This window comes from Gordonia aquimaris (genome assembly GCF_026262595.1).
GTDB lineage: Bacteria > Actinomycetota > Actinomycetes > Mycobacteriales > Mycobacteriaceae > Gordonia > Gordonia tangerina.
Genome location: NZ_JAPKFM010000010.1, coordinates 65,244 through 79,081, shown reverse-complemented (window position 1 = coordinate 79,081; position 13,838 = coordinate 65,244). Strand labels below are relative to the sequence as shown.

Annotated in this window: 11 protein-coding genes; 6 read left to right on the top strand and 5 right to left on the bottom strand. The window is 66.6% G+C overall.

Annotated elements, in window-relative coordinates; all coding sequences use genetic code 11:
• Positions 1-674: 674 nt before the first annotated feature.
• Positions 675-1,649 carry a class 1b ribonucleoside-diphosphate reductase subunit beta gene (gene nrdF, locus OSB52_RS11500; protein WP_266061740.1) on the top strand — a complete coding sequence of 325 codons (975 nt, stop codon included), beginning with the start codon at positions 675-677 and terminating at the stop codon, positions 1,647-1,649.
• A gap of 46 nt (positions 1,650-1,695) precedes the next feature.
• Here nrdF and OSB52_RS11495 read toward each other — a convergent pair whose 3' ends face one another.
• The 4 genes from OSB52_RS11495 to OSB52_RS11480 are packed head-to-tail and all read right to left on the bottom strand — an operon-like array spanning position 1,696 to position 7,275.
• Positions 1,696-2,493 (bottom strand): hypothetical protein, encoded by a 798-nt coding sequence (locus tag OSB52_RS11495; protein WP_266061738.1) that lies wholly within the window; start codon positions 2,491-2,493, stop codon positions 1,696-1,698.
• Positions 2,490-5,435, bottom strand: a complete 2,946-nt coding sequence (locus tag OSB52_RS11490; RefSeq protein WP_266061737.1) for a DEAD/DEAH box helicase — start codon at positions 5,433-5,435, stop codon at positions 2,490-2,492. The genes OSB52_RS11495 and OSB52_RS11490 overlap by 4 nt, the downstream gene beginning before the upstream one ends.
• A 60-nt stretch (positions 5,436-5,495) precedes the next feature.
• Positions 5,496-6,254 carry an isocitrate lyase/PEP mutase family protein gene (locus tag OSB52_RS11485; protein ID WP_266061735.1) on the bottom strand — a complete coding sequence of 253 codons (759 nt, stop codon included), beginning with the start codon at positions 6,252-6,254 and terminating at the stop codon, positions 5,496-5,498.
• A complete protein-coding gene (locus OSB52_RS11480) occupies positions 6,241-7,275 on the bottom strand; it encodes an ABC transporter substrate-binding protein (protein ID WP_372474970.1) in 1,035 nt (344 codons plus the stop codon). The genes OSB52_RS11485 and OSB52_RS11480 overlap by 14 nt, the downstream gene beginning before the upstream one ends.
• Positions 7,276-7,560: 285 nt before the next feature.
• Here OSB52_RS11480 and ctaD point away from each other — a divergent pair, with 285 nt between their 5' ends.
• From ctaD to OSB52_RS11460, 4 genes are read left to right on the top strand one after another with little or no spacing between them, the layout of a single operon-like run.
• On the top strand, positions 7,561-9,345 hold the full coding sequence (ctaD, locus tag OSB52_RS11475; RefSeq protein WP_266061734.1) for an aa3-type cytochrome oxidase subunit I: 1,785 nt from the start codon (positions 7,561-7,563) through the stop codon (positions 9,343-9,345).
• 23 nt (positions 9,346-9,368) lie between these two features.
• Entirely contained in the window at positions 9,369-10,598 is a 1,230-nt protein-coding gene (serB, locus tag OSB52_RS11470) for a phosphoserine phosphatase SerB (protein ID WP_266061732.1), read from the top strand.
• Between the two features lie 8 nt (positions 10,599-10,606).
• Positions 10,607-11,368, top strand: coding sequence for a peptidyl-tRNA hydrolase (locus tag OSB52_RS11465; RefSeq protein WP_266061730.1), 762 nt, complete (start codon positions 10,607-10,609; stop codon positions 11,366-11,368).
• Positions 11,365-11,826: a cupin domain-containing protein gene (locus tag OSB52_RS11460; RefSeq protein ID WP_235722503.1), complete on the top strand. Its 462-nt coding sequence runs from the start codon at positions 11,365-11,367 to the stop codon at positions 11,824-11,826. The genes OSB52_RS11465 and OSB52_RS11460 overlap by 4 nt, the downstream gene beginning before the upstream one ends.
• Positions 11,827-11,837: 11 nt before the next feature.
• Here the strand turns inward: OSB52_RS11460 and OSB52_RS11455 are convergent, their stop codons facing one another.
• Complete coding sequence (locus OSB52_RS11455) at positions 11,838-12,833, bottom strand: LLM class flavin-dependent oxidoreductase (RefSeq protein WP_235722504.1); 996 nt, start codon at positions 12,831-12,833, stop codon at positions 11,838-11,840.
• A gap of 151 nt (positions 12,834-12,984) precedes the next feature.
• On the opposite strand from OSB52_RS11455, the gene OSB52_RS11450 reads away from it, so the two are divergent.
• Positions 12,985-13,815: an ABC transporter ATP-binding protein gene (locus OSB52_RS11450; protein ID WP_235722785.1), complete on the top strand. Its 831-nt coding sequence runs from the start codon at positions 12,985-12,987 to the stop codon at positions 13,813-13,815.
• Positions 13,816-13,838 lie beyond the last annotated feature (23 nt).

The window sequence follows — 13,838 nt, the reverse complement described above, 5'->3', positions numbered from 1 at the left end:
GCAACATTTCAAGGTTGCTGCAGCTGGCCGAAAGACTCCGTTCTACGACTGGCTGCGAAAGCAAGATCGCGACAATGTAATAGCCGATGAGCTCGATTGGATCGACGGACTGGACGACTTGGGGCAGGCTGAAATCGCGTGGATTGCCTACCTACGTCGTGACGGTCAGCCGTTACTCAATCTGGCCTCCGGGGGGCTGGGTCCTACCGGCGTTGTATGGACCGAAGAGATGCGCGAAGCAGCTCGAATTCGGTCAACCGGTCGGAAGGGAGTAAGTCGGTTCGCACAAGAAAATCCATTCTTCGGGCGAACGCACTCGGACGAACAGCGAGCGAAGTGGTCAGTCGAGCGACGAGGTTCCATTACAGGAGCGGCCAACCCGAACTTCGGTAAGTTCGGGATCGACCATCCAGGCTACGGACACACGATGTCTGCCGAATCCAGGCAGCGTCTCTCCGAGCAGCGACGAGGCTCGGGGAATCCGAACTTCGGACGCCGAGCGAGCGATGAGACACGTGCCAAGACGTCGGCAACTCGAAAGGGACGACCGCAGCCATCCAGCAAGCGAAGTGCTCACACTCGCTATCACACGAACAAAGGCGTGTTCAAAGACACTTGTCGATACTGCGTTGAGGACGCGGCCACAACAACGAATGAAGAAAGCGGAAGTTGAAATGCCTGAGAAACTGAAGCTCGTCGACCGCGTCTCCGCGATCAACTGGAACCGCGTCCCCGACGAGAAGGACGCCGAGGTCTGGGATCGCCTCACCGGCAACTTCTGGTTGCCGGAGAAGGTGCCGGTGTCCAACGACATCCAGTCGTGGCACACCCTCACCGAGTACGAGAAGCAGCTGACGATGCGGGTCTTCACCGGCCTGACGCTGCTGGACACCATCCAGGGCACCGTCGGTGCGGTCTCGCTGATCCCGGATGCGACCACGCCGCACGAGGAGGCGGTGCTCACCAACATCGCATTCATGGAGTCGGTGCACGCCAAGAGCTACAGCTCCATCTTCTCCACGCTGTGCTCCACCAAGGAGATCGACGAGGCGTTCCGCTGGTCGGAGGAGAACGAGCAGCTGCAGCGCAAGGCGCAGATCGTCATGGATTACTACCGTGGCGACGACCCGCTCAAGCGCAAGGTCGCCTCCACGCTGCTCGAGTCGTTCCTGTTCTATTCCGGCTTCTATCTGCCGATGTACTGGAGCAGCCGCGCCAAGCTCACCAACACCGCCGACCTGATCCGGCTGATCATTCGCGACGAGGCCGTGCACGGCTACTACATCGGCTACAAGTACCAGCGCGGTCTCGAGGTGCAGAGCCCCGAACGTCGCCAAGAGCTCAAGGACTACACCTTCGAGCTGCTGTTCGAGCTCTACGACAACGAGTCCGACTACACCGAGGCCCTCTACGACGAGGTCGGCCTCAGCGAGGACGTCAAGAAGTTCCTGCGCTACAACGCCAACAAGGCGCTGATGAACCTCGGCTACGAGGCGATGTTCCCCAAGGACGAGACCGACGTGAACCCGGCGATTCTGTCGGCGTTGTCACCCAACGCCGACGAGAACCACGACTTCTTCTCCGGCTCGGGCAGCTCGTATGTCATCGGTAAGGCCGTCAACACCGAGGACGAGGACTGGGACTTCTGACACCTTGCGTCTTGTAGTACGGACCGGCGATTTTCGCCGGTCCATACTACGAAATCGGGCGGTCGCGGATGCGGTCGTAGAGATCGTCGAGCAGGTCGATGGCCTCGCCGATGTCGCCAGGCGCGATACCCGAGGCGCGCAACGCTTTGCGGAGCGCATCGGCATCGAGGTCCATGATCGGGTTCATCCGCCCGGGAGTGGGCAGCGGCGGCAGCGTGGCGTTGGTGCCGTAGAAGTCGACGGCCGGAACCACCGCCGTGTCGCGGTCGGCCGCCGGTGAGTCGTCCGCCGGCGCCGTGGCTTCGCTTGCCGCGGCCAGCAACTGCACGGTGTCGGTACCCATCACGGTGAGCAGGGTCGCGGCACTGCGGTCGATCTCGGCGGCCACCTCGTAGGCGACGCACAACACGTGTATGCACCGCGGTGACTCATCCGGACACGTGCAGTCGGCGGCGATGTCGGCCGACTCGGTCGGCATGATCAACTCGCCGATTGCCGACGGTTGCTCCCCGCGCGTCAATGCCATCAGCTCTCCGGTCGCGTCGTTCGTACGCAACAGGGCGACCACGGTCGCCGGATCGACGGCTCGCATGGTGAGGGTCACCTCGAACGGGTCGAGCTGACTACCACGCACCGATGCGGTCACGCGGGCCACGCCGATCTGCAGGCGCTCGGCGTGGTGGTCGCGAAAGTACCGCCGCGCCTGAGTGATCCGCCGATGATCCGCATCGCCGGTGTGCGCGCCCTCGACGACGTCGACAAAACTACGGCCCCACCGGGTCGCGCCGTACGCGCGAGCCGCCGAGGCCCTGGGCGTCCGACGTTGACTGCCGCGCGGGCTCACTCGCTGACCGCCTCGTCGCGCAGTGCGAACAGGTCGAACAACTCGTCGTTGCCGAGCTCGGTCAACCAGGTCTCGCCGGACCGCACCGTGAGTCGCGACAGCTCACGCTTGGCGGAAATCATCTCGTCGATCCGCTCCTCCAATGTCCCGACGCACAGGAATCGGTGCACCTGGACGCGCTGATGTTGGCCGATCCGGTAGGCACGATCGGTGGCCTGGTCCTCGACCGCGGGATTCCACCAGCGATCCACATGCAGCACATGGTTCGCGGCCGTCAGGTTCAGTCCGGTGCCCCCGGCCTTGAGGGTGGCGATCAGGGCCGGCGGACCGTCGCCGCTCTGGAAACGGGCGACCATCGCATCGCGGTCGGTGCGGTTGACGCCACCGTGCAGCACCGGGATATCGGTGCCCAGCGATTCGGCGAGCCAGGATGACAACAACTCACCGAACGCCGCGAACTGGGTGAACACCAGCGCCCGATCGCCTTCGGCCGCCGCGGTGGAGAGAATGTCGAGCACCAACTCGACCTTGCCCGACCGGTGCCTGCCACGACGCATCATCGCGGATCCGTCGGCCAGATAATGCGCCGGATGATTGCACACCTGCTTGAGTCGGGTCAGTGCGGCAAGGATGTTGCGCCGACGGATGGTGCGTTGCTGTTTGCTGCGCAGCGCCTCCATCAGCTCGTCGATGACCGCGCGGTACAGCGCCGCCTGCTCGAGGCTGAGGTTGGCACGCACCGTGATGTCGGTCTTCTCGGGTAGATCGGTGATGATCGACGGATCGGTCTTCTCGCGTCGAAGGATGAACGGTTGCGTCAATGCGTTGAGGCGCCGCAGCGCGGCCGGGTCGCGATCGCGTTCGATGGGTTCGGCGAACCGGGCGCGGAACCGCGATGCCGACCCCAGCATGCCCGGATTGACCAGATCGATCACTGCTCTCAGGTCCTCCAGCCGATTCTCCACCGGCGTCCCCGTGAGCGCGATCCGGTGCTCGGCGGGTAAGCCCCGCACGGCCTTCGCTGCTTTGGTGGCCACGTTCTTGAGATGCTGTGCCTCGTCGACGACGATCCGGCGCCAGGTCCGCTGGCCGAGGATCTCCCGGTCCCGGGTGGCGATGGCGAACGTGGTGAGCACGACGTCCGCGCCGGCGAGGACCTCGCCGATCGTCGCGTGCCCCGCGCGCGACGTCCCGTGATGGACCACCACCCGCAGATGCGGGGCGAAGCGTTCGATCTCCCGTTCCCAGTTCCCGACGACCGACATCGGGCAGATGACCAGCGTGGGACCGGCAGCAGGCGCGGGCTCGGCTCGATCGTGATGATCGCCTCTCTCATGGCACAGAAGTGCGATTATCTGGATCGTCTTGCCGAGGCCCATATCGTCGGCCAGCACCCCGCCGATCCGATGGTCGGACAGGTAGGCCAGCCATTCGAGTCCGCGGTGCTGGTAGGGCCGCAATTGTGCGCACAGCGTCGCCGGCGGGGGCAGCTCCGCGGGCCGCAGCCGACCGCCGGCCGCGATGTCGTCGAGCCATGCCAGGCCGTCGATCGAGGTGACCGGTACCGGTACGGAGTCGACGACGAGATTGAACAACTCACCCATGTCGGCCGGATGGTCCGATGTGCCGTGCGCACGTTGGCCGAGGATGAACGCGGCGGCCCGGTGCAGGGCACCTCCTTCGGCGCGAACCCAGGTGCCGCGGATCTTGACGAGGTCGCCTTGACGACGGGCGAGGTCGGTGAGATCGGCCTCCGACAGGGTCATCGCCTCGGGTGTGTCACCCAGGGCCAACCGCCATTCGAACTCGTCGATCTCGGCGACGCCGATCTGCGCGGCGCGCCCGGTGCTGGTGGCCACCGGCCGGGCGCGCAGCCCCAGCGTCGGGCGCACCTCGGCCACAGTCCGGGGCAGCAGCACCGGGCAGCCGGCCTCGGTCAACGCGGCAGCGCCCTCGACGAACAGCTTCTCTACGGTGGGTGTGGTCAGCAGGAAGTCGAGGGAGTGCCGGTCGGGTTCTGCCTGCGCCAACTCGGGAAAGGCGCGGACGGCGGTGGCGAGGCCACTGGTGACACGATCGAGTTCGTGCTGGTCGAGATGCTGCGGTTCCACCGCGTGGATGCGACCGTCGGCATGGCGACGGCACACCTGTAGACGCCACAGGGTGGGCTGATCGGCGGCCCGCCGGGTGGCGTACTCCACATCATCGTCGTCAGGTTCGTGCAGTCGCAGTATCAGCATCGAATCATCTTGCGGTGCAGCCTGATTCCATTGCATCCAGGCCGACTGCGCCATGTGTAGTCGAGATCGCATCGATGGTGATAGCGGCGGTGGTTCCGTGGCCAGTGCTCGTATCAGCCATGCCGCGGGGGGATCGTCGGCGATCAACGGCCCGGCGGCCGCGATTCGGCCGCGACACTCGTGGTCGACGAGTTCGGCGATCATGTCGGTGATCGCCTCGGCGCCACCGTTGGCCGCGACCAACCCTGGTGCGGCCGCCGCCACCACAGCCAGCCAACTGCGCCATGCCGGCGTCGGTACCGACTGCCAACGCAGAAGCGATTCGCCGGCGATGTCGGCGACGCCGGGGGCCACCGAACCGGCGGCGACCGATCGGCGGACGCCGTCGAGTAGATACCGATACCACGCGATCTCGCCGCTGACCGGGTACGGGCGGGTCAGATCGAGCAGTGCGACCGCCGACGACGTGCTCAAGGTCATGCTGCTGATGAACTCACGGCCGGAGCCAGGCCCGGTAATCGTGATCTCCCGCCGAGAACGCCGCCGTGCCAATTGATCCCCGATCGCCTCGGGAAGGTCGTCGGGCCCGACATCGGATCGCGACCACCACAGTGCCAGTCCTACCCCCGGTCGCCACAGCGCATGCAGGGGCAGGGCACCTGGGTGCCCGGAGGAAGTGGTTCGGTGTGTATCGACTGGCATAACAAATCACCGATGAGCCTAATCGCTCCGTCGGACATGCTCGCCCCGACGCCGGCCGCCTCAGCGCCAGGCTGTCAACAACTCGCGAGCCCGCTCGGCCAGGCTCATCTGCCACAGCGGGCCAAAACTGACGCGTCCGACGCCGAGTCCCGCGAGATGTGCCCGATTGTCCTGCGCGGGATGACCGATCGCGTTGACCGGTAACGGCAACTCCGCCGCCAGGCGACGGTGGACGTCGTCGCTGTGGAAGCCCACCGGATACAACGATCGTGCCCCGGCCTCGGCGCACAGCCGGAGCCGGGAGATGGCAAGGTCCACCCGGTCGGACTCCTCGCCGACCTGTTTGAGGAACACGTCGGTGCGGGCGTTGATCACCACCGCGACACCCGCGGCGTCGGCGGCGGCCCGCAACGCTCCCACCAGGTCGGCGTGTTCGGTCGCCGACCGCAACCGACCACCTTCGGAGTGGACGGTGTCCTCGATGTTGAGGCCGACGGCGCCGGCCTCGAGCAGACCATCGACGAGACGTGCCGGCTCCTCGGCATAGCCTGACTCGATGTCGACGGAGATCGGGATCTCGACCGCCGTGGTGATCTGACGCACCCGGGTGAGCAGTTCGTCGAAGGTCATTCCCTCGTTGTCGGCACGACCGATCGAGTCGGCCACCGGATGACTGCCGACGGTCAGCGCGGCGAAGCCGGCGTCGGCGGCGATGTTTGCCGACCAGGCGTCCCACACAGTGGGGAACACACCGGGATCGCCGGGACGGTGTAGATCCAGCAGGGTCTGGGCGAGCTGGGCGAGGTCACGAGTTGCCATCGAGAGATCCCTTCAGGTCGTTGAGCACCAGCCAGGCGGCCGCGAGGCCGGACGAGCGATACCAGATGTCGTCGTCCACTGACAGCACCCGTTTCCAGGTCGGTGCGCCCATGTCCAGCCAACGATCGCTGAGCAGGACGTCTTCTCCGTGCGCCTGACCCTCGTCGCCGACGAAGCTGACGTAGATCAGGTCGGCGTCGGCATCGGTGAAGTTCTGGTCGGTGACCGTGGACGATCGCGGTGAGCGCTGCGGCTCCGGTCGCTGTACTCCGACCATCGACAAGATCTGACCGGCGAAACTGTCGGTGCCCGCGATCATCTCCGAGTCTCCGGTGAACCGGACCAGAGACACCTGGTTGTGCGCGGCGTCCATCCGTCGGCCGGTCTTGCGGGTCTCGGTCCGGAACTCCTCGAGCAGTCGGGTGCCGCTCTCGCTGCGCCCGAGCGCGTCGGCGACCGCCTGGAACTGCGCCTGCCAATCGCCGTCGGTCGGAATTGTCACCACGCGGGCATCGGCGAAGGCCTCGGCCGACGCCGCCGATCGGTCGGTGGTGAGCACGACGTCGGGGTCTGCTTCGCCGGCCGTCGCCGGGTCCGGCGAGGTGCCGATGGTCGGGACAGATCCGAGTTGGGGGCCGAGGTAGGTGGGTATCGAGCCTGCGTCGGACGTCACCGCGACCACCTTGGGTCCGATGCCGAGTGCGCAGATCGGATCGAGCAGGCCCGGGTCGGTCACCGCGATGCGCGCGACGTCGGTCTGCCCGGCATCGGGTGCGGTCGGTGCCAGGCAGGTGCGTGTCAGATCGCGATCGGCGTTGACGATGTTGACCTCGGCGACCCGGGTGGTCACCGTCGAGATGGGTGACCCGTCCGGCGTCGTCAACGGTTCCTCGCCAGCACACGCTGCCAGCGCGCCGGCCAGCAGAACCGCCACCGCGACGCCGCCCACGCGCGGAACCCGCCGGGGCCACGAGGCTCGATGGCGGCCGGTCGGAAGCGGGGTCACCACACTGCGATGCACGCGATCACGCTAGCACCGGCGGACCCGTCGACCTCCCGCGGCGGATCCGGTCGGTCCCGATGGATGCCCACGCGCTCGCCAGCGCGCCGCGCGTCGGCCTCCCCTAGCTCACTGACCTGCGGCTACAGTGGATGGATGAGCTCGAATACGACAGATCGTAGGACCCACTCGGCCACCGTCTGTATGAGGGTTTAGGATCAGTTACCAGCGCTCGTTTTGTTCATGTGGCGACCGCGGGGAAGTAGCAGGTGACCGACCCCGGCGGTTGTGCAACGAGGAGGATCTGTGACCGCGGTTGACCAGCCCACCACGCAAGTGGCTCCAGTGCGTCCCTTTCCGGAGCGCTACCAGCCCAAGGGTTCGTTCATCTACAAGCTGATCACCACAACCGATCACAAGCTGATCGGCATGATGTACATCACCGCCTGCTTCGCCTTCTTCCTGATCGGCGGACTGATGGCGCTGCTGATGCGTGGTGAGCTCGCCCACCCTGGTATGCAGTTCCTGTCGACGGAGCAGTTCAACCAGCTGTTCACCATGCACGGCACGGTGATGCTGCTGCTGTATGCGACCCCGATCGTGATCGGCTTCGCCAACTTCGTGCTGCCGCTGCAGATCGGCTCGCCGGACGTCGCCTTCCCGCGGCTCAACGCGTTCGGCTTCTGGTTGTTCGTCTTCGGTGCCTGCGTCGCGCTCAGCGGCTTCTTGCTCCCGGGTGGTGCCGCCGACTTCGGCTGGACCGCATACACGCCATTGACCGACGCGATCCACTCGCCGGGTTACGGCGCTGATCTGTGGATCATGGGTCTGGCCGTCAGTGGTCTGGGCACCATCCTCGGTGCGGTGAACATGGTGACCACGGTCGTCTGTCTGCGCGCGCCCGGTATGACGATGTTCCGCATGCCGATCTTCACCTGGAACATCCTGGTCACCAGCGTGCTGATCCTGCTGGTCTTCCCGCTGCTGACCGCCGCACTGATGGGCCTGGAGGTCGACCGCCAATTCGGTGCTCACCTCTACGACCCGGCCAACGGTGGCGTCATCCTCTGGCAGCATCTGTTCTGGTTCTTCGGACATCCCGAGGTCTACATCATCGCGCTGCCGTTCTTCGGCATCGTGTCCGAGGTCTTCCCGGTGTTCTCGCGCAAGCCGATCTTCGGCTACTCCGGTCTGATCTATGCGACGCTGGCCATCGCGGCCCTGTCGGTCGCGGTGTGGGCGCACCACATGTACGTCACCGGTGCGGTGTTGCTGCCGTTCTTCTCCTTCATGACCTTCCTGATCGCGGTGCCGACCGGTGTGAAGTTCTTCAACTGGATAGGCACGATGTGGCGCGGTCACATGACGTTCGAGACACCGATGCTGTTCTCGGTGGGCTTCATCGTCACCTTCCTCTTCGGTGGTCTGACCGGTGTGCTGCTGGCGAGCCCGCCGCTGGACTTCCACCTGTCCGACAGCTACTTCGTGGTCGCGCACTTCCACTACGTGCTCTTCGGCACCATCGTGTTCGCCACCTACGCCGGCATCTATTTCTGGTTCCCCAAGATGACCGGACGCATGCTCGACGAACGACTGGGCAAGATCCACTTCTGGCTGACGTTCATCGGCTTCCACACCACCTTCCTGGTGCAGCACTGGCTGGGTAACGAGGGTATGCCGCGCCGTTACGCCGACTACCTGCCGTCCGACGGGTTCACCACGCTGAACGCCATCTCCACGGTCGGTGCGTTCATCCTGGGCCTGTCGACACTGCCGTTCCTGTGGAACGTCTTCCGTAGCTACCGCTACGGCGAGGTCGTGACCGTCGACGACCCGTGGGGCTTCGGCAACTCGCTCGAGTGGGCCACCAGCTGCCCGCCCCCGCGGCACAACTTCACCGAGCTGCCCCGGATTCGTTCCGAACGTCCGGCGTTCGAGCTGCACTATCCGCACATGATCGAACGGATGCGCGCCGAGGCGCACGTCGGGGCCGGTCACAACTCGGGCAAGGACCGCCACATGGAAGACGCGCGACGTAGTCCGTTGACGGTCGGTGACCACGAGGGTTCGCCGGACCCGGATCCGCGCTGACGCGCACGCACTCTGCGAAACACGTGGTCAACGAATCGAGCGACACAACAGTTCTGATCACCGTCACCGGACCGGATAAACCCGGCGTCACCTCGGTGCTGATGGGTGCGCTGGCCGGTCAGCAGGTCAGCCTGCTCGACGTCGAACAGGTCGTCATCCGCGGCCGCCTCACCCTCGGCGTGCTGGTGTCCGCCGCCGGCGATGCCGAGGAAGTCCAAGATGTCGTCGAACAGGCGATGGCCTCGATAGGGATCGACGTCATCGTCGAAGTGGGTGCAGCCAGTGCCGGCCGTCGTCCGTCGAGTCACGCGGTGGTGGTGCTGGGAAGTCCGGTCACCGCGCGCGCATTCCGGGCGCTGGCCGGAGCGCTGGCGAAGCAGGGCGTCAACATCGACTCCATCCGGGGGGTGGCCGACTACCCACTCACCGGACTCGAGTTGATGGTCAGCACCGGACGTGACGACGTGGCCGCCGATGCCGCATTGCGTAAGGGCCTCGCCGCGGTCGCGGCCGATCACGGCGTCGACATCGCGGTGGAACGCGGCGGTCTGGCGCGACGCGCCAAACGGGTCATCGTCTTCGACGTCGACTCCACCCTGATCCAGGGCGAGGTCATCGAGATGCTCGCGGCGCGTGCCGGCCGCGAAGCCGAGGTGGCGGCGGTCACCGAGGCCGCGATGCGCGGCGAACTGGACTTCTCCGAATCGCTGCATCAGCGCGTGGCTGTGCTCGCCGGACTCGATGCCAGCGTCATCGACGACGTCGCGAGTTCGCTGGAACTGACGCCGGGCGCACGCACCACCATCCGTACCCTGCACCGGCTCGGATACCACTGCGGTGTGGTCTCCGGCGGCTTCCGACAGGTCATCGATGGCCTGGCGCACGAACTCGAACTGGACTTCGTGCGGGCCAACACGCTCGAGATCGTCGACGGCAAACTGACCGGCCGGGTGATCGGCGAGGTGGTCGACCGGGCCGGCAAAGCGAAGGCGTTGCGGGCGTTCGCCGATCAGGTCGGGGTCGCCATGGAGCAGACCATCGCGGTGGGCGATGGTGCCAACGACATCGACATGCTCAGCGTGGCCGGCTTGGGGATCGCCTTCAACGCCAAACCTGCGTTGCGTGAGGTCGCCGACGCCGCGCTGAGTCACCCCTTCCTCGATGCGGTCCTGTTCATCCTCGGTGTCACCCGCGACGAGATCGAGGCGGCCGACGCCGCCGACGGGGTGCTGCGTCGAGTACCGCTCAGCTGACGGCCGTCATGCCGGAGAATCTCGCGATCAACGGCGGCGTTGACGATCCGTTCGACGACGCATTCCGGCGCCTGCAGACCTATGTCGGCGGCGGTGCGGATCCGGCGGACCCTGCCGACGTGCTGGCCATGCAGATGGTGTTGCGCATCGAGAAGACGGAGCCACCGGCGCGTGCGGACGTACTGATTGCCGCGGCGCGCGCCGTCGCGTTGTTGTGTCTCGACGATCGTTGCGGTGGCGACGGCCCCTGGGCGACGCCGATGGACGCCTGGTGTGCCGCCCGCATCCGGAAGATCGCGCGGCGTGCTCGAGGTGCACAATGGGCTGCGGCGCAAGAAGTCTGGGGTCTGACTGTGACCGAGGGCGGGGCACAGGCACGCGCGCTGGTACCCGGGCGGGTGGGGGATGTTGATCGCCGGATCTCGCGCCTGCAGATCGGCGGCACGGACCTGCCAGGTGAGCCCTCGTCAGACCCGGATCACGCGGGGGTCGTCCTCTGGCTCAACCCGGGAGTGACGATGACCGTGGGCAAGGCGGCCGCACAGGTGGGGCACGCGGCGATGCTCGCGGTGAAGCTGATGGAACCAGAGCAGGCACGCTCCTGGCGGAGCGCGGGCTGTCCGTTGACGGTCCGCGCGGCCACCCCGCAGTCGTTCGCAGCACTGCTCGACGCCGATGCCCGCGGTGACGCGGTGGCGGTGCGCGATGCCGGGTTCACCGAGATCGCGCCCGGTTCGGTGACGGTGATCGCGGAGGTGATCGATTCATGAACGAGCACCTGCTACCGCCGTGGGCGCGCGAACTGGGCCTGGTGGCGCATCCGGAAGGCGGCTGGTACCGAGAGACCTGGCGCAGCCCGGTGACCGTGCCCGCCGGCGTCCTGCCGCAGAGCTATTCGGGCGACCGCGCTGCGGCCACGGCGATCCTGTTCCTGCTGTTGCCGGGAGAACGGTCGGCGTGGCACGCCGTCAGAAGCACCGAGCTGTGGCTTTACCATCGGGGATCACCGGTCCTGCTCGAACTCGGCGGCGACGCCGAGGAGCCGAGGACACCGACCGGGATCGTCGTCGGTTCCGATGTCGCGAATGGGCAGCAGCCCCAAGCCGTGGTGCCCCCGGCGACGTGGCAACGCGCGCGGCCGGTCGGGGATGAACCAGCGCTGGTCAGTTGCGTCGTGTCACCCGGCTTCGACTTCGCCGATTTCCGCCTGGCCGGACCCGGGGTCTGACACGCCGGTGGTCAGTCACCAGCCGCCGACAACGCTCGTGCTGGCGCGATATGGGCCAAGGTGTTGAGCCAGACGTCGCGATCCGGGGCGATCGACGCGACGATGAGCTCGTCGGCGTGCGCATGGCCGGTGAACCAGTCCAGGTAGTCGGTGACCTGCGCCGGGGTGCCGACGCCGGAGTACGTCATCATCGCCTCGATCTGCCGACCTTGCGGCATGTCGAGCACCATATCGGCCTCCTCGTCGGAGAACCGGCGATCCCGGGCGAACAACGCGTTGACCCGGGCCCGCTTGGCCTTGCGGAGCTGTTCGGCAGCCACGGCCTCGTCCTCGTCGGCGATCACACACACCCCGGCGATCACGTACGGAGCGTCGAGCTGCTCGGACGGTTGGAACTCCCGTCGATACAGGGCCACCGCCTCTTCCAGCGCCTGCGGGGCGAAGTGCGATGCGAACGCGTACGGCAGCCCCAGGGCGGCGGCCAACTGCGCGCCGAACAACGACGACCCGAGGATGTAGAGCGGGATGTCGGTGCCGGCGCCGGGAGTGGCATTAACGCCCTCGACCCGGGAGCGGCCGCGCAGATATGCCTGCAGCTCCAGGACGTCGGAGGGGAACCGATCCGCCGAAGCCATGCTCCGACGAAGGGCGGCAAACGTCTGTTGGTCTCCGCCGGGCGCGCGGCCCAACCCCAGGTCGATGCGCCCGGGATGCAACTCGGCGAGTGTGCCGAACTGTTCGGCGATGGCCAGCGGCGAATGGTTGGGCAACATGACCCCGCCCGCGCCCAGTCGGATGGTTTCGGTGTGTGCGGCGATATGCGCGATCAGTACCGCCGGCGCGGCCGAGGCGATACTGGACATGTTGTGGTGCTCGGCGTACCAGATGCGTCGGTAGCCCCAGGCCTCGGCGCGCTGCGCCATGTCCACGCTGGCGGCAAAGCTCTCACCGACCGTTTCACCGGAGCCGACCTGAGCCAGGTCGAGGATGGACAAGTCAACACTCATGTCCTTCTCAAGGCGGCGGTCCCGTCGGGTATTCCACGCTGCCCGATTGTGTTCTGCCCGAGGATGTGTCGCCCTGCTCACGACGGGTACGCGAGACGTGGTGCACGATAGGGGGGTGACGAAACCGAGTGATCGCAGTGGCGCCGACGACGTGTACGAATCCGATCCCGATCTCTTGGTCGACTTCCGCGATGTCACTCTCGTGCGGGGTGGCAACACCCTGGTGGGCCCGGTGACCTGGCAGGTGGAGCTCGACGAACGCTGGGTGATCATCGGGCCCAACGGCGCGGGCAAGACGTCGCTGATGCGGCTGGCCTCGGCGCAGGAGCATCCCACCTCGGGCACCGCGTTCGTGCTCAACGAGCAGCTCGGCAGAGTGGAGGTGCGCGAGCTGTCCACCCGGATCGGAGTCTCGAGCGCGGCGCTCGCCGAGCGGGTGCCGCCGAACGAGATCGTCAGCGACCTGGTGATCTCCGCCGGCTACTCGGTGGTCGGGCGGTGGCGGGAGAGCTACGACGACATGGATCGTGGCCAGGCCGTGGAATCGCTGGAATCGATGGGTGCCGAGCATCTGGCGGACCGGAGCTTCGGCACGCTGTCCGAGGGGGAGCGCAAACGCGTGCTCATCGCACGCGCGCTGATGACCGACCCCGAGCTGTTGCTGCTCGACGAACCGGCCGCGGGCCTCGACCTCGGGGGCCGCGAGGAACTCGTGGATCGGCTCGGGCGTCTCGCCGCGGATCCGGAGGCGCCGGCGATGGTGCTCGTGACCCATCACGTTGAGGAGATCCCGGACGGGTTCACCCATGCGATGCTGCTCTCCGAGGGGGAAATAGTGGCGCAGGGACTACTCGACGACGTGCTCACCAGTGAGAATTTGTCGACCGCGTTTCGGCAGCGCATCACTCTGAGCCGACCGGGCGGCCGGTACTTCGCCCGCCGTGCGCGGCGGGCCGGCGGGCATCGGCGCGCAGCCGGTTGACCCGAGGGCGTTACTGTCAGGGG